This window comes from Streptomyces sp. NBC_00154 (assembly GCF_026342835.1).
GTDB lineage: Bacteria > Actinomycetota > Actinomycetes > Streptomycetales > Streptomycetaceae > Streptomyces.
In genome coordinates this window covers 6,681,552-6,696,366 of record NZ_JAPEMI010000001.1, presented here as the reverse complement: position 1 = coordinate 6,696,366, position 14,815 = coordinate 6,681,552, and the positions used below count along the sequence as shown (strand labels likewise).

Here is a 14,815-nt window from a genome sequence, read left to right as displayed (position 1 = left end):
CCGTGTCAGCGGGCTGCGGCCTTCCGGCGGACCACGTCCTCGTAGGTCCGCCGGAGCGTCTGCGTCACGGCCTCGATGGTGAAGTGCTCATTGACCAGCTGCCACGCAGCCTGTCCCGCTTCGGCGTTGGCCTCCGGTTCCAGGAGTTCGAGGATCGCCTGCGCGACCTTCTGGGCATTGCCCTCGTCCTCGCCGACCCGGCTGTCGATCACCCGGCCCGCGGCGGCCTCCGCGACATCGGGGGCCAGTCCGCAGGTGCGGGTGATGACCACGGGGGTGCCGACCGACATCGCTTCGAGGACGGAGACCCCGAGGGGTTCCTCGATCGACGGCAGTACGTACACATCGGCTTCCCGCCCGGCGGCAAGGACCTCTTCGTGGCCGAGCGGACCCACATGGTCGAGGGACTCCGACACGCCGAGTTTCGCGGCCAGTTCCAGCGTTCCGGGGAGCGCTCCGGTGTCGGGTCCTGCCAGCACGAACCTGGCGTCCGGATACTTCGCGAGAACCGCGGGCATCGCGGCGACGAAGTCCTCCGGGCGCTTGCGCTCCTGGATCCGGGCCAGGAAGAGCACCGTCGGCGGCCGCCCGGGGTCCCGGGCGGGCTTGCACGTCTGCGGCCGCACACCGTTGACCAGCCGTACGGTCCGGGTGAGCGGCACCGGAGCGGCTACGGCATTCACATCGCGGCGCTCCATTTCCGTCAGATGCAGCACCGCGTCGGCGCGCCGCAGCACCTTCCGTACCCCCAGCAGATCGGTCAGCTGAGCGACGCGCTTCTCGGTCGGGTCCACCATGCCGTGCGTCTGGACGACCAGCGGGCGCCCCAGAGCCAGCGCGAGAAGTGCGGCCGGCAGCGTCACCAGGTCGCGCATCAGATGCACATGGACGACGTCCGCGCCGCGCATCATCCGCCGGGCGGCCAGCAGCAGCGCGCCCGAGGTGATGCCACTGACCTCGAACATCGGCAGCAGGTGGCGGGCCTGGAAGAGGTGGGCGGGCACGCCTTCGACCTCGCTCGGCAGCCCGCCGCCGAAGCCGTCACCGAGGGCCATGATCCGGGCGTCGTCACCATGGGCGCGCTGGACCTTCGACAGGTTGAGCGCCACCCGGGTCGGACCGCCGAACGCATGGTCCGGAGTATGCAGTGTGACGACGTGCAGGATTTTCACCAGGGTTCCCCTCGACCTCGGTCCAGTCTTCACAGAATAGTCATCCTGATTACCCCAAGTGGGTTGATTCGTTAGAGTGTTCACCGGTCCACGGAACGGGGGGCGTATGACGTCCGTGCACGAGACGGCGCCGCCCGTACCCGTACGGCGGGGCGGCCGGGCCGAGCAGGTCCAGCCGCCGGCGAGGCCGATGTCCTGGGCGATGCTCTCCCGGGCGCTGGCCGTGCCCCTCATCCTCGGCCTGGTCTGCTTCCTGCCCGCGGTGATCGCCGCCCAGCCGGGCACCGGCGTCCGCGACAACGCGTACTGGCTGCAGCTCGTGCTGACCTGCTACGCGGGGGCGCGGCTGGCCACGATGATCCTGTCCACCGGGCGCCGGCTCCTGCAGGGCGTCTTCTGGATGTTCGTGTACATCGCCATGGGGGTGGCTCCGTTCGCCCAGGCGGTCATCGGGCAGACGCCGACACCCATGGTGGGGCCCCGGTCCGACCTGGTGACGGCGATCTCGCTGATCCTGGTGGGCTGCGCGGCCTTCGACCTCGGAGCGCTGCTCGCGTCCCGGCGGCCGCTGCGCCGTCGTACGGCAGCGCGCAGCGGCGGGGGCCCGGCCACTGCGAACCGGATCAGGCTACGGCTGCTGGTGCTGCTCGCGTTCGCGGCGAGCGGTTATTACGTCCTGAAGCTCGGCGGGCCCGCCATCTTCTTCACCAGCCGCCAGGAGATCAGCGCCTCGGTCGCGGTCAGTTCGGTGGCGACGTCCCAGTCCAATGTGGGTTCGGCGTTCCTCAAGGGGTTCGGAACGGTACCTGCGCTGCTGGCGCTGCTGTTCTACACCCGCCGTCTGGTGACTTCCCGGCAGGCCCGTCGCTCCCCCTCGACGGTTCTGGTCTGGATCGCGCTCGCGATCCTCAACATCATCGTCAACAACCCCATCTCCAACGCCCGTTACTGGTTCCTGACGGTGCTGGTCTCGCTTCTTTTCACCGCGTTCCCGAGCAGCGCCGCGATGTACCGGTCGGTGCTCGCGATGGGGGTGGTGGGGGCGCTGGTGCTGTTCCCGTACGCGGACCGCTTCCGGTACGACGACGCCGGGTACCGGCCGGTGCAGTCGTCGTCGGTCTTCGAACCGCTGGCGACGAAGGACTACGACCAGACGGTGATGTTCGCGAACACCATCTCCTGGGTCGACACCCGCGGCCACACATACGGACGCCAATTGGCGGGCTCCGCACTGTTCTTCGTACCGCGGGCGGTGTGGAGCGGCAAGCCGGAGGACACCGGGGTCCGGGTCGGCCAGTGGATGGGGATGAACATGACCAACCTCTCGGCGCCGATGTGGACCGAGTTGTGGGTCGACTTCGGCGCCGCGGGAATGGTCGGGGGTCTCGCACTGATCGGGTACGCCGCCGCGCGCACCGACCGCCGTTACGCGCGCGCGGTCTCCCGGGAGGGCTCGGGGCCCGGCAGCGTCCTGGCAATCGCGGCGCCGCTGATCGCCGGGTACACCTTCATCCTGCTGCGCGGACCGCTGCTGCAGTCCGTCGGGAAGCTGGCCATCGGGGTACTCTGCCTGCTGCTCGTCACGAGCTTCAGGGGCCGGAGCGGACCACGGACACGCTGACCGGCGCCTGCTCCGGTGCCGTGCGGCGGCGCAGCCGGGCCACCCTGATCCAGGTCGCGACGGCCTTGCAGACGGAGCCCAGGCACAGCCCCCAGGCCGCGCCGGGCACGCCGCCGAGTACATAACCGCCCGCCAGGAAGGCGACGGCGGCAAGCGAGAACACCACCTGGATGGAGAGGGTGGTGCGCGGGTCGAGCATCCGGAGCGCCAGCAGCCCGCAGGTGCCGACCGCCATCGCCGTGTACTGGCTGCCGGTCGCCGGCAGCAGGGCCGACGCCGTGGGCCAGGTGTCGCCGAGCAGATGACGGCCCACCCCGTCGGGCAGCAGGGCGAGCGCGGTCGCCCAGGCGGCGGCGGTCGCCGCAAGGACCGCGGCCAGGCCCGCGGTGGCGCGTACCCGCCGCCGCTCGGAGCCGAGCCGTCCGAGCAGTGGCGGGCCGAAGCTGGTGGCGGAGGTGAACAGCACGTTGAGCGGCCCGAAGAGCGTGGTCGCACCGCGCAGCGCCCCCACCACCAGAGGGTTGCCGAACACGCCGAGTCCGAGGACGGAGAGCTGGCTGGTCGCGTTCCCCACACCGAACTCCACGACGAACCGCTGCCCGAGGTGTCCTCGCTTCAGCAGGACCGACAGCCGCAGTGGCGTGCCGGCCACCTCGCGGTGCAGCAGGGCGGCGGACAGCAGCAGCGCCGGCAGGGCCGACAGCCCCCAGACTGCGACGAGCCGCGCGGCCGGGGCGCCGTGCGGCTGGACAGCCAGGGCGCCCAGGACACAGACCAGCCGCAGTACGTCGGCGGCCAGCGCAAGGTGCGGCAGTTGGAGCGTGGAGAAGGCATAGCGCATGGCGTCCTGCCCGAGGACGACGGGCAGGACGAGCCCCAGCATCAGCAGGGCGCGCGCCGTGTCCCCGGGCACGAACAGACAGCCCGCGGCGAGCAGGGCGCCGAGCGCCGCCGCGACGAGCAGAGTGAAGACGACCGCCGACCGGCAGGCGCCGCGCACGTCGTCGCTGCGGCCGCGCCGTAGCACGAGTGGCTGCCCGGTGTAGGCACCGGAGATACCCAGCAGCACCGTGAAGACGAGGTAGACCGACGAGAAGCGGGCGAACCCGTCGACGGTGGAGAGCCGGGCGGCCGCCACCAGCACCAGGATGTTGGTGAGTGCCGCCACCCCCTGGTCGGCGACGGAGCTGACGATCGCGGTGCGTGCTCTCACCTGCGGGCTGCGGGGGTGTCGAAGGTGCGCAGGCCCAGCGTTTCGGTGGGGTCGCCGGTGTGTTCCGTACCGTCGGGTCCGCCCCGGCCGTCCTGGCCGTCGGTGCCCTGTCGCCCCCCGCCGTTGCGGCGCCTGCTGGACTTCTTGCGGGATCTGCGCTCGATGCGGCCCTGGCCCGGGTGGAGCAGGGTGCCGAGGACGGAGCCTCCGGCCGCGCCGATGATCTCGCGGATCCGCTCCAGGTCGCTGCGGTGCACCTCGCGCGGATCGCAGACCACGACGACGCCCTCGACCCGGTCGATCAGTGCGACGGCGTCGGCGTACGACAGCACGGGCGGGGCCAGCACGATGACCACGGCGCCGGGGCGGTCGGCCTCGGCGACGATGCGGCTGACGGGCGCCGAGGTCAGGGCGCGCGGCACATTGTCGACACGGCGGCCCGCGATCAGGGTGAAGGCGCCGGAGCCGGGCACATCCACATTGGTGCGGCTGTCCGACGGCCAGGTGCGGTCGTCGCCCTCGGCGGCCCACCGGGGCCGGCCCTGTACGGCCGAGCCGAGGTCGCGGGCCAGTGCCGGGGTGCGCAGATCGGCCTCGACGAGGAGCACGTCGCGGCCCATCTCGGCGAAGGCGGCTGCCAGGTTGACCGCCGCGGCGGCAGCCGCGGAGTTGTCGCCGCGCGGGGCGGTGACCAGGAGCCGGCGGCGCTGCTCGAACGACGGGTCGTAGGCGAGCCGGAACGCCACCGCCCGGTACTCCTCGGCCAGTCGGCTGCCGCTGCGGCCGATGGCGAGCAGCGTGCCGGCGGAGCCGCGCTCCCTGGGGAGGGTGCCCAGCAGCGGGGCGCCGAGCGAGCGGACCAGTTCGCGGGTGGAGCGGACGGCCGGGTCGAAGACGAGACGCACCCAGGACAGCAGCAGACCGAGCGCGAGTCCGACGACGCCGCCGAGCCCGAGCAGCAGGGGCAGTCCCGCCCCGGTGGGCTTCTCCGGCGCGACGGGCTTCTTGTTGAGGTAGCCGGGCGTGGTGTCGAGCGCACGCAACTCCGATATTTTCCGGCTCAGTTCGGAGATCGCGACGACCAGGTTGGCCCGGGCGCTGGTCACGTCGTCACCGCTGGCGCCGGCCGATTCGGCCAGCTTGTCGCGCTGCTCGGTGAGCGGCTTCAGCTGGGCGCGGTAGCCGGCGACCATGTTGTCGATGCTGTTCTCGGTTCGCTCCCTGCGAATCTGCAGGTAGGCATCGGCGAGCGCCTCGGCCCGCCGTTTGGCCAGCGCGGGGGTGCGGCCGGTGTAGGAGAAGCGCAGGACGAGGGTGTTCGGCGGGTTGGTGACCTGGAGTCCGGAGAGCAGCTTCCCGACCTCCACCCGGTCGTCGCGTTCCGCCAGGGAGCGGGCGGCGATGGTGCCGACCGCGTCGCTGACGGCGGTCTGCCGTTCGGAGCCGATGTTGATGCCCTTGTCGGCGGAGGCGCCGGTGGCGAAGGGGTCCGAGGTGGCGGAGCGTACGAACACCTCGCCGGTGGCCGTGTAGCTCGCCTCGCCGCTGAGCGCGAGCCAGCCGCCGCCGAGCAACCCGACGACCACGCCGGAGGCGAGGAGCGCCCGGTAGCGCAGGAGCTGTCTGAACTGGTCGCGCAGCAGCGCGGGTTCGTCCTGGTCCTCCAGGGCGCGGATCGGATGTGTCATCGGTGTGGTCTCCCTTGCGCGTCCGCGAGGACCTCGGTGAGCAGGGCGTCGAACCGGGCGAGGCCCGCTTCGCGGCTGAGGTGACGTGCGACGTACTCCGGTCCACGGGCGCCGAGCGTGTCCGCCTCGGCCGGCCCGTCGACAAGCTTCCTTACGGCTGCCAGCAGCGCGCCGGGGTCCTCGGGTGCGACGAGGACCCCGGCGCCGGAGCGGCGCACCTCCTGGGCGGTGCCTCCCTCGTCGGCCACCGAGGCGACGACGGGTCGGCCGGAGACGAAGTACGAGGTGAGTTTGGACGGGACGCTCATGTCGAGCACGGACGCGCGCTGCGTCACGGCGAGCACGTCCGCGGCGGCGAGCACGTCGGTGAACTCGTCCGCACCGGCGGGCGGCAGGAAGTCGAGATTGGGCAGGCCCGCTGCGCGCGTGCGCAGCACCTCGCGCTGGTTGCCGTCGCCCATCAGGACGATGCGTACCTCCGGGGCCAGCCTGGCCGCGTCCACGAGGACTTCCAGGCCCTGTTTGAGGCCCATGTTCCCCGAGTGCAGCACGATCGGTGTCCCCTCGCGCCAGCCGAGCCGGGCGCGGGTGGCGGCCCGATCGGCCGAAGGGCTGTGCACATGGGTCCAGTTGGGGACGAGCCGGATACGGGACGGGTCCACCCCGTAGGCGGTTACGCGGGGGACGAAGCTCTCGTGAATGACGCCGACGAGGGCGGCGGCACGGAGCGCGTACCGTTCGGCCCTGGCGGCGACGGCCGCTGCCCGGTCCCCGCCGCGGATGCCGCTCTGCGCGGCGGCGGCGCCCATCAGGTCCTGCACGACAGGTATGTAGGGGACCCGGTGGCGGCGGGCCAGCCGGGCGCCGATGACACCGCCGGCAAGGCTCGGCATCTGCGAGATCACCACGTCGGGCCGTGACCCCGGTGGTGCCAGCAGGCCGTGGGCGAGGACTGTCGCTTCGAAGGCTCCTCTGCGCAGGGCGGTCTGACGGGGCGGCACATAGTGCCTTCGCCGATGGACGGCGACACCCGCGCGGCTCTCCACGGTCCGCCACACGCCCCGGTAGTCGGCCTCCGTGCGCCAGGAGGGGTAGTGCGGCATGCCGGTCAGCACATGGGTCTCGGCCCCGGACGCGGCCCAGTGCTCGGCGAGCTGGGCAGCGTAGGGACCGATTCCGGTCAGTTCCGGCGCGTAGTTGGTCGAGACCACGAGGAGCCTGCGACCCTCGAACGGCTTGTGATGATCAGCATCGGACATCGGACGATCGCCTTCCCCCCGGTACAGCCTCTGTTCCCTCCAGGGAACAACCCCAAAAGTGAGCTTATCCGTTCACGTGATGCGCAAGTGGTCTTCACAGTAAGGTCATTGCACCATCAACACCGATACCGATATCCCGCAGGACCGGATGCCATGTCCGGACACCTGAATCCGGGACAAGGACGTCACGTTCACCGTGGGGGGAGAGAACGGATGGTGCACAGGGTCGGCTACGCGCCGGGGGTCTACGACCTGTTCCATGTAGGACACCTGAACATCCTGCGGCACGCCCGCAGCCAGTGCGACTACCTGGTGGCAGGGGTCGTCTCGGACGAGATGGCCGCGCTCGCCAAAGGCCACAAGCCGGTGATTCCACTGCCGGAGCGGCTGGAGATCGTCCGCAGCGTGCGTTACGTGGACGCGGCGTTCGTCGAGACCGTGCCCGACAAGGTCGAGACGTGGCAGCAGGTCAGGTTCGACGTCATCTTCAAGGGGGACGACTGGCGGGGCACCGAGAAGGGGAAACGGCTCGAGCGCGACTTCGCCGAAGTCGGCGTGGAGGTCGTCTACTTCCCGTACACCGTGCATACGTCCAGTACCCAGCTGCGCCGGGCACTGGACACGCTCGTCAGCCCGCCGCCCGGAGCGCTTTCAGCTCCCTGAACCACTTGACGAGGAAAGCCACCAGGAACAACGCGTGCACGACGGCGAGTACGGCATAGCCGATACGGAACGCGACCTCGTCTCCGAGCAGCAGGAACACCAGGCAGAACACCCCGTAGTCCGCGGGAAGCAGCGCCACGGCCCGCACCCGGGACACCGGGGCCGTGGCGCTGCCGGGCGGCGCGGGGCGGGCGGCGGCCTTGCCGAGCTGTTCGCGCAGCAGACCGGCACAGAAGGTCAGCACGGCGACGAACAGGAAGCCCAACGGCAGCAGCAGCCAGCCCTCGCCGGGCAGCTCGAAGAACCGGTGGAACGAGATCAGTACGGCGGTGTGTACGAGGATCATCTTGGCGCAGTCCACGACATGGTCCAGCCACTCACCGTCGGGCCCGCCCCGCCCGGTCAGCCTGGCGAGCTGCCCATCGGCCGAGTCGAAGGCGAAGCCGACCACCAGAGCGGCGTACACGACGGCCGCGAGCCCCCAGGACGGACGGATCAGCGCCACCGACGCGATGGCGGCGAAGGTGAAGCCCGCGCTGACCAGTGTCACTTGATTGGGCGTCAGCCCAAATCGGTAGGCGCCGGCCGCGAGCACCCGCCCGGCCGGACGGTTCACGTACCGCGAGTAGAGCGACACACCTTTGGCGGTCTTCTGTGCGCCGCGCAACTCGCGCAACACCGTGCCTGTGGATCCCATACGCCCCCCAGCGTCCAGCCGTTCCCGCAGCGTCGGCGGAGCACCGCGGACGCTGCGGTCGGAGCCGCATCATGGCACGGAGAGCCCCTGTTACGGGGCTACTCCCGGGGTCGGACCGGCAGACGGCCGCCTCAGGCGGGCGCGGTACGGCACTCGGGGTGGCCCCAGCCGTTCGGGTTCTTGGCGATCATGTCCTTGGCCGCGTAGGGCTTTCCGCAGTGGCAGCGCCCCGCGAACCTGGCCCGGATGGTGCCCCCGGTGCGCGCGGGGCGTGCCGCACCGTCCGTCTTCTTCGCCGCGGTACCGCCGCTCCGGCTCCCGGACGCCCTGGCAGGGGCGGGGGTCGGCAGCGGGGAGCCATGTGCGGAACCGGCCGCCCGCTGCGCGACGGCGGCCTCGCTGGCCGCCTGGTCGGCAAGTGCGTTGAGCGGGTCTCCGTCCACCTGGTGGGCGGGCACGTAGACGAAGTTCACGGTCCGGCCGCTGAGCAACGCGTCGATGCGGGCCACCAGATCGCGGTTGGCCACGGGTTTGCCGGCCGAGGTCTTCCACCCGTTGCGCTTCCACCCCGGCAGCCACTTCGTGACCGCGTTCATGGCGTACTGCGAATCCATCCGGACCTCGATCTCCGCGCCCGGGTCGGTGGACTCCAGCAGCTTCTGGAGCGCGGTGAGTTCGGCGATGTTGTTGGTGGCGGTTCCCAGCGGCCCCGCCTCCCAACGCTCAGGGCTCCCCTGGGCATCGGCCACGACCCATGCCCAGGCCGCAGGCCCCGGATTACCCTTCGATGCCCCGTCACACGCGGCGATCATGCGCTCGTTCATGCCCCCGATCATGCCAGCGTCACGCCTGCCCACGGCCGCGCAGCCCCGACGGTAACGGAGCGTAACGCTTCGGAATGCGGAGAGCCCGCGACGCTGGTTCTCTGATGGAGCCCGCTCTTCCCTAGCGTCCAAGGAGTGACGATGAGCGTTGCAGGCGAAACCAGTGGCCGAGCCCAGCAGATGCGCGAGAAGGCCAAGCACATGACCGAGGCCGCGGAGCGCGCTACCGACCCCGAGCAGCGTCAGCGGCTCGAGGAGAAGGCTCGGAAGCTGCAGGAGCAGAGCGAGCAGCTCAGCAACATGAGCGGCGAGACGCGCCCGCACAAGTAGGACCGCACCACGCACAGGCCGATGGTTTCGCCGCTCTGTCCATGAGTGGGCGACGAACCATCGGCCTGTGCCGTTGGTTCCGGCTTGCGCCGTCGGCCACTCGGAGCATGCTCACTCAGCGCTACCTCTGCGACACGGCCGCGGCCGCGGACATGCGTCACGCGGTTGATGTGCCGCCAGGAAACCACCGCACGCCGCTGGGCGACCGGCTCGTCGAATTCCCGCGCAAAGACAGTGATCTGACGGGCTGCCAGGTAACGGGTGCGAACAAAAAGGTCCACCCGGGAAGACGGGCTCTGCGCGACGCACGGGGTTGCTCAGTGTTCGCTGACCGCACGAACCAGCGGTGAGCCGAGCACCTGGTGGCCGCCACTGGCCATCATCCGCACCTCGCCGTTGTCGCTGATCTCCGCGCGTACGATGCCCGTCTCGTCCTCGTAGATGGGGTAACCGCCGGCCCCCTCCCGCGCGGTCCGCCGAACAATCACGGCGTCGTCCTCGACGGCAGATGCTTGAAATACCAACTCGTAACTTTCCGGGTAATCCATGAGGGGCTCCGCCCAACGATCTTCGGCGGCGAGTCCGCTGCCTGCGCCTTCCATTGTCACCCACCCCAGCGCACTGTGCCTCAAGAGCATCTGGAGGCCCATGAGCCTCAGGGCGGCAGCGCGGCCTCGTCCGGTCCGCGAGTGCCTCGGCTGATCAGCCCCTCGATGATCGCGTCGAGTTCGTCGGCGACCGTGTAGTCGGCGGCGTAGGCGCGCCACCGGTCCTTGATCTCGGTGAGCCGCGGCAGCTCATCCGCGTCCTCCTCGGTGATCATCTCAGGGAAGTAACGCCTGCTCGGCGGGTGCTCCGCACGGCGGGCGGCGGCCCTGCGGAAGATCAGGTCGCCGTAGATGTACTGCCATATCGTCCAGCAGGCACGTACCGCCCGGGCCGGGGAGAGACCGCACTTCTGGGCGCAGTCGAGGATTTCCTCCACCATCCACAGGGCGTCTCTGTCGGTGAGTTCGCCCAGCGCCAGGACGTCGAGCACCCACGGGATCCGGCTGAGGACCTCATGCGCGTGCACAGAGACCGCGAGCAGCCGCGCGCGCGGGTCCTCGGGCAGTTCGGGGCGCGGCAGGGCGCCCGCGGTCCCGGACAGGGTGAGCATCAGCAGCTCGTCCTTGTCGCGTACGTAGTGGTAGAGCGCCATCGGCGTGCTGCCGAGCTCCTTCGCCACCCGTCTCATGCTCAGGGCGTCCAGGCCCTCCTCCTCGAGGATGCGACGCGCGGTGGCGACCATCGTGTCGGGGTCCAGCCTGCGCGGCCGTCCCATGGACCGCCTGCCTGCCGCCTGCTTCTTCTCTGCGCCCGACACGTCTCCATTGTCCCTCGCACCTCCCCCGCTACCGCTTTTTCTGTACGTGTATGACAATGCGCCTGCGCGGGTCAGGCGTGGGTCCGCACGCGCAGTCGGGCACCCGCATCCGACACGCATGCGATCTGCCAGACCACCGCTGCGGCCAGTCCCCAGACCAGCCCCACCGCACCGAAGTGGCCGGCGAATCCGGCGAGCGCGAGCGTCAACAGCAGGCAGGGGAGCGCCCAGGCGAGGGTCTGCCCCCATGGCGCATCGGCCACCGCCGCGGCCAGCACCCCGACACCGAAGTACACGGCAAGGCCCGCGCACAGCAGCCAGCGGGCCTCGTCCGGGGCGGGGCCGTGCGGATGCGCGATGGCCAGCCCCAGTCCTGCGGCCAGGACAGCAATCGTGCAGGTTGTCACACAGTGCAGCGTCAGGGTGACCCGCACCGGTACGTCGTCCGGGCCGGGCTTCGGCACGCCGCCGGAGCCGTGCAGCAATGACATGCTCCACAGCGCGACGAGCAGCACGAATGAACCGGTCGCGACGCCGGCCATGGGTACGTCCCAGACGGTGTCCGCAGCTGCCGAGGTGATCCGGACGACCCCCTCGCCCAGCACGATGATGACGAAGAGGCCCAGCCGCTCCACCATGTGCGGCACGTCGGAGTAAGCCGCCTCGATGACCGGCAGCCGATCGGAGTGCCCTCGCATCCTGACGACGCGCTGCACCCGTTCCTGCGCGTCTCGGAGCATGCGGCTGCCCGAGGCGGTGAGCATGATCAGCAGGTCGAACGCGAGGCCGAGAGCCCACAGCCAGTACCGCAGCGGGGCCTCCACCCACAGCGAGACGATCCAGGGCAGCGTCCCGCCGCCCACCTGGGCGAGCGGCCAGTCCACCACGACCTGTCCGGGCCGCCAGAGCCGGCCGGACAGCCAGCGCAGAAAGACGTACGCGATCGCGAACGCCAGGGCGTGGTCGGTACGGATACGGGGAACGGCCGCGACCATGACAGCCAGCCCGAACATCCCCAGCAGGAAGCCGGGTGTCCAGGCTCGGCTTCCCTCGACGTTCCCGTAGACGGTGAAGCAGACCCACGCGATCCAGAAAGCGAGATAGAGCACTACGTAGAGGCCGAGGTCGGCGACTGTCGGGCTGTCGTGCAACAGGTGCGAGAGCTGGAGGACACCCGCGACGACGACCAGGTCGAAGAAGAGCTCGATCCAGGAGGCATGCCGCTGGGCGGGCGGCTGACGTGTACTCATGAGGGAATCATGGGCCAGGTGTTCCGCTCCTCGACGCAGGCGACCACGCCTCGCGGCGCATGGTCCGGGAAGGGGGCGTGGCAAGCAATCGGCCGGCGGGGACGGTCAGAGCCGGACGATGACCAGGGCGGTGTCGTCGGTGGCGCCGCCGGGTGGAAGCAGTTCGAGCAGGACGGCGTCGGCAAGGGGGTCGGGGTCGACTCCCTGGTGGCGGACGAGGGAGTCGGCGAGGCGGTCGAGGCCGACGTCGATGTCCTCGCGGCGGCGTTCGATCAGGCCGTCGGTGTACAGGACGAGGGCGTCCCCCGCGGCGAAGGCGGTGGCGTCCTCGGGCCGGTGAACCAGGTCCGGGCGGGCACCGAGCGGGGGGTCGGTGGCCCGGTCGAGGAACTCCACGGTGCCGTCGGTGTGCAGCAGTGCGGGCGGGGGGTGCCCGGCGCTGCTGTAGGTGACGGTGTGCGTGTCCCAGTCGATGTGCGTCGTGACGACGGTGGTGTTCTCGGCGCCGTCGACCGAACGGGCGTACAGATCGACGACGTCCAGAGCCCGGGCGGGGCCGTCGGCGACGCGGGACGCCGCACTCAGCGCGCTGCGGAGCAGGCCCATGACGCCGGCGGCTCGAAGACCGTGGCCGGCGACGTCGCCGACGACGTCGCCGACGGCGACGCCGATGCAGTCGCCGGGCAGGTCGACCAGGTCGTACCAGTCGCCGCACACGTTCAGCGAGCCGACTGCGGGCCGGTAGCGCACGGCGGGGCGGTGGCGGCCGACCGGTCCGGGGACGGGCAGCATCGCCTGCTGCAGGGCGAGGGCCACCTCACGCTCCCGGGCGTGGGCCTGCCGCAGCCGTTCGTTGACCTCCTGCAGTTCCCGGGCCCGGGTGTAGAGCTCGGCCTCCAGCACGCGGGTGCGGCCGGTGCCGTGGCCGCCGCGGGCCTTGATGAGCTCGGTCACCTCCTCCACCCGGTGCACCAGCAGGACCACCCGCCCGTCGGGTCCGAACACCGGGGCGTTGACCGGGCTCCAATAGCGTTCCTCCCACTCGTCGGGCCGTTGCGGGGACTGGACGTCATAGCGTTGCAGCGCCATGGCGTCCCGCTCGCCGGTGGCCGCCACTCGCTTGAGCGACGCCTCCAGATTCCGCATGCCGGTCGCGGCGGGGTTGTTCGGATTGTCGGGAAACACATCGAACAGGTACCGGTCGATCACCTGCTCGCGCGTGCGCCCGGCCATGCGGAGGAATTCCTCGTTCACATCCGCGAACATCAGCTCCGGGGTCATCAGCGCCACCATGCCGGGCAGCCCCTGGAACACCGCCGCGTAGTCGATCCCGTCATCCGCCATGGTCCGCCTGCCTCAGTGTCCGCCGTCATGGTGTGCCCAACGCCCCGGCCCGTGCCGCCGACGGAACAGGCCGGGGAGCACAAGCGTCTGCGTGAGAGATCGTCCGCAGCGGACGAGGCGGTGTCAGAAGTCGACGGCTTCGCGGATGAGCGGGCAGGTCATGCAGTGGCCGCCGCCACGCCCACGGCCGAGTTCGGCGCCGACGATGGTGATGACTTCGACCCCGGCCTTGCGCAGGAGGGTGTTGGTCTGTGTGTTGCGGTCGTAGGTGAAGACGACGCCGGGCTCCAGGGCCACGGCGTTGTTTCCGCTGTCCCACTGCTGCCGCTCGGAGGCGTACACATCGCCGCCGGTCTCGATCACCCGCAGGCCGGGCAGGCCCAGCGCCTTGGCCACGACATCGACGAACGCTGCTGATCCCTCGTCGGTGATGTCGACACCAGGAGCCCTGTCGCCGGGGCGCAGGGAGAAGGTGTGGACCGCCTCCATGATCGTCGGGTAGACCGTCACGATGTCCCGGTCGGCGAACGTGAAGACGGTGTCCAGGTGCATCGCCGCGCGCAGCCTGGGCATCCCCGCGACGATGACGTGCTCGGCGGCGCCGTCCCTGAAGAGTGCGGCCGCAACCTGGGTGATGGCCTGGCGGGAGGTGCGTTCGCTCATGCCCATGAGCACGACGCCGTTGCCGACGGGCATGATGTCGCCGCCCTCGAACGTGGCCTGTCCCCAGTCCAGTTCCGGGTCTCCCCACCACACGGTGGAGCCCATGAAGTCCGGGTGGAAGGTGTAGATGGCCTTCATCAGGAGGGTTTCGCCGTGCCGGGCGGGCCAGTAGAGCGGGTTCATGGTCACGCCGCCGTAGAGCCAGCAGGTGGTGTCACGGGTGTAGAGCGTGTTCGGCAGCGGTGGCATGAGGTATTCGCGCGCCCCCGTCGAATCACGGGCCAGGCTGACATACCCGGAGCGGAACTCGTCCGGCAGGTCCGTGGTGGCGAGACCGCCGATCAGGTACTCGGCGAGCCGGAGCGGATCGAGTGATTCCAGGAAGGCCCGTGTGTCGTCGATGAGCCCGATGCCCACCTCGTTCGCGGTGATCTTCCGATCCAGCAGCCACGTCCGGGCGTCGGGAATTGCCATCGTCCGGGCGAGCAGATCGTGCAGTTCGACGACCTCGACCCCGCCTTGCGTCAGTTTGTCGACGAAGTCGGCGTGGTCGCGCTGGGCGTTCTCCACCCACATGACGTCGTCGAAGAGCAGGTCGTCGGAGTTGGTCGGGGTGAGCCGGCGGTGTGCCAGGCCCGGCGCGCAGACCAGTACCTTGCGCAGCCTGCCGACTTCGGAATGGACGCCGAGTGCCGGCGCGGACGTGGGTGTGTCGGTCATGGTGT

At 70.4% G+C, this 14,815-nt stretch carries 14 protein-coding genes; 3 read left to right on the top strand and 11 right to left on the bottom strand.

Annotated features, from left to right (window positions below; all coding sequences use genetic code 11):
- Window positions 1–5 precede the first annotated feature (5 nt).
- Window positions 6–1,172: a glycosyltransferase gene (locus OHA03_RS29965; RefSeq protein ID WP_267006849.1), complete on the bottom strand. Its 1,167-nt coding sequence runs from the start codon at window positions 1,170–1,172 to the stop codon at window positions 6–8.
- Between the two features lie 190 nt (window positions 1,173–1,362).
- Here OHA03_RS29965 and OHA03_RS29960 point away from each other — a divergent pair, with 190 nt between their 5' ends.
- Window positions 1,363–2,793, top strand: a complete 1,431-nt coding sequence (locus OHA03_RS29960; RefSeq protein WP_267008207.1) for a hypothetical protein — start codon at window positions 1,363–1,365, stop codon at window positions 2,791–2,793.
- Here OHA03_RS29960 and OHA03_RS29955 read toward each other — a convergent pair.
- The 3 genes from OHA03_RS29955 to OHA03_RS29945 are packed head-to-tail and all read right to left on the bottom strand — an operon-like array spanning window position 2,762 to window position 6,953.
- Window positions 2,762–4,006 carry a hypothetical protein gene (locus OHA03_RS29955; protein WP_267006848.1) on the bottom strand — a complete coding sequence of 415 codons (1,245 nt, stop codon included), beginning with the start codon at window positions 4,004–4,006 and terminating at the stop codon, window positions 2,762–2,764. The two genes, OHA03_RS29960 and OHA03_RS29955, sit on opposite strands and share 32 nt — an antisense overlap.
- Window positions 4,003–5,694, bottom strand: coding sequence for a lipopolysaccharide biosynthesis protein (locus tag OHA03_RS29950; protein WP_267006847.1), 1,692 nt, complete (start codon window positions 5,692–5,694; stop codon window positions 4,003–4,005). The genes OHA03_RS29955 and OHA03_RS29950 overlap by 4 nt, the downstream gene beginning before the upstream one ends.
- A complete protein-coding gene (locus tag OHA03_RS29945) occupies window positions 5,691–6,953 on the bottom strand; it encodes a glycosyltransferase (RefSeq protein ID WP_267006846.1) in 1,263 nt (420 codons plus the stop codon). The genes OHA03_RS29950 and OHA03_RS29945 overlap by 4 nt, the downstream gene beginning before the upstream one ends.
- A gap of 213 nt (window positions 6,954–7,166) precedes the next feature.
- On the opposite strand from OHA03_RS29945, the gene OHA03_RS29940 reads away from it, so the two are divergent.
- Window positions 7,167–7,616 (top strand): adenylyltransferase/cytidyltransferase family protein, encoded by a 450-nt coding sequence (locus tag OHA03_RS29940; protein WP_267006845.1) that lies wholly within the window; start codon window positions 7,167–7,169, stop codon window positions 7,614–7,616.
- Here the strand turns inward: OHA03_RS29940 and OHA03_RS29935 are convergent.
- Both OHA03_RS29935 and OHA03_RS29930 read right to left on the bottom strand, forming a co-directional pair.
- Window positions 7,582–8,313: a CDP-alcohol phosphatidyltransferase family protein gene (locus OHA03_RS29935; protein ID WP_267006844.1), complete on the bottom strand. Its 732-nt coding sequence runs from the start codon at window positions 8,311–8,313 to the stop codon at window positions 7,582–7,584. The two genes, OHA03_RS29940 and OHA03_RS29935, sit on opposite strands and share 35 nt — an antisense overlap.
- A gap of 131 nt (window positions 8,314–8,444) precedes the next feature.
- A complete protein-coding gene (locus tag OHA03_RS29930; protein WP_267006843.1) occupies window positions 8,445–9,137 on the bottom strand; it encodes a ribonuclease H in 693 nt (230 codons plus the stop codon).
- A gap of 141 nt (window positions 9,138–9,278) precedes the next feature.
- Here OHA03_RS29930 and OHA03_RS29925 point away from each other — a divergent pair, with 141 nt between their 5' ends.
- The gene (locus OHA03_RS29925; protein ID WP_030973195.1) at window positions 9,279–9,467 is read left to right on the top strand and encodes a DUF6381 family protein; all 189 of its coding nucleotides are present in this window, start codon (window positions 9,279–9,281) and stop codon (window positions 9,465–9,467) included.
- Between the two features lie 317 nt (window positions 9,468–9,784).
- Here OHA03_RS29925 and OHA03_RS29920 read toward each other — a convergent pair whose 3' ends face one another.
- From OHA03_RS29920 to OHA03_RS29900, 5 genes are all read right to left on the bottom strand, one after another.
- Window positions 9,785–10,015 carry a DUF6296 family protein gene (locus OHA03_RS29920; protein ID WP_267006842.1) on the bottom strand — a complete coding sequence of 77 codons (231 nt, stop codon included), beginning with the start codon at window positions 10,013–10,015 and terminating at the stop codon, window positions 9,785–9,787.
- Between the two features lie 107 nt (window positions 10,016–10,122).
- On the bottom strand, window positions 10,123–10,833 hold the full coding sequence (locus OHA03_RS29915; protein ID WP_267006841.1) for a TetR/AcrR family transcriptional regulator: 711 nt from the start codon (window positions 10,831–10,833) through the stop codon (window positions 10,123–10,125).
- A gap of 71 nt (window positions 10,834–10,904) precedes the next feature.
- Window positions 10,905–12,083 carry a low temperature requirement protein A gene (locus OHA03_RS29910; protein WP_267006840.1) on the bottom strand — a complete coding sequence of 393 codons (1,179 nt, stop codon included), beginning with the start codon at window positions 12,081–12,083 and terminating at the stop codon, window positions 10,905–10,907.
- A gap of 105 nt (window positions 12,084–12,188) precedes the next feature.
- On the bottom strand, window positions 12,189–13,427 hold the full coding sequence (locus tag OHA03_RS29905) for a PP2C family protein-serine/threonine phosphatase (RefSeq protein WP_267006839.1): 1,239 nt from the start codon (window positions 13,425–13,427) through the stop codon (window positions 12,189–12,191).
- A 123-nt stretch (window positions 13,428–13,550) separates the two neighbouring features.
- Window positions 13,551–14,810, bottom strand: a complete 1,260-nt coding sequence (locus OHA03_RS29900) for an arginine deiminase (RefSeq protein WP_267006838.1) — start codon at window positions 14,808–14,810, stop codon at window positions 13,551–13,553.
- Between the last annotated feature and the right edge of the window lie 5 nt (window positions 14,811–14,815).

Excerpts from the sequence above, each read along its gene's own strand:
- OHA03_RS29960 (WP_267008207.1), top strand. The coding sequence starts at position 1,363 with ATGTCCTGGGCGATGCTCTCCCGGGCGCTGGCCGTGCCCCTCATCCTC.
- OHA03_RS29950 (WP_267006847.1), bottom strand. The coding sequence starts at position 5,694 with ATGACACATCCGATCCGCGCCCTGGAGGACCAGGACGAACCCGCGCTG.
- OHA03_RS29945 (WP_267006846.1), bottom strand. The coding sequence starts at position 6,953 with ATGTCCGATGCTGATCATCACAAGCCGTTCGAGGGTCGCAGGCTCCTC.
- OHA03_RS29940 (WP_267006845.1), top strand. The coding sequence starts at position 7,167 with ATGGTGCACAGGGTCGGCTACGCGCCGGGGGTCTACGACCTGTTCCAT.
- OHA03_RS29935 (WP_267006844.1), bottom strand. The coding sequence starts at position 8,313 with ATGGGATCCACAGGCACGGTGTTGCGCGAGTTGCGCGGCGCACAGAAG.
- OHA03_RS29930 (WP_267006843.1), bottom strand. The coding sequence starts at position 9,137 with ATGAACGAGCGCATGATCGCCGCGTGTGACGGGGCATCGAAGGGTAAT.
- OHA03_RS29925 (WP_030973195.1), top strand. The coding sequence starts at position 9,279 with ATGAGCGTTGCAGGCGAAACCAGTGGCCGAGCCCAGCAGATGCGCGAG.
- OHA03_RS29920 (WP_267006842.1), bottom strand. The coding sequence starts at position 10,015 with ATGGATTACCCGGAAAGTTACGAGTTGGTATTTCAAGCATCTGCCGTC.
- OHA03_RS29910 (WP_267006840.1), bottom strand. The coding sequence starts at position 12,083 with ATGAGTACACGTCAGCCGCCCGCCCAGCGGCATGCCTCCTGGATCGAG.
- OHA03_RS29905 (WP_267006839.1), bottom strand. The coding sequence starts at position 13,427 with ATGGCGGATGACGGGATCGACTACGCGGCGGTGTTCCAGGGGCTGCCC.
- OHA03_RS29900 (WP_267006838.1), bottom strand. The coding sequence starts at position 14,810 with ATGACCGACACACCCACGTCCGCGCCGGCACTCGGCGTCCATTCCGAA.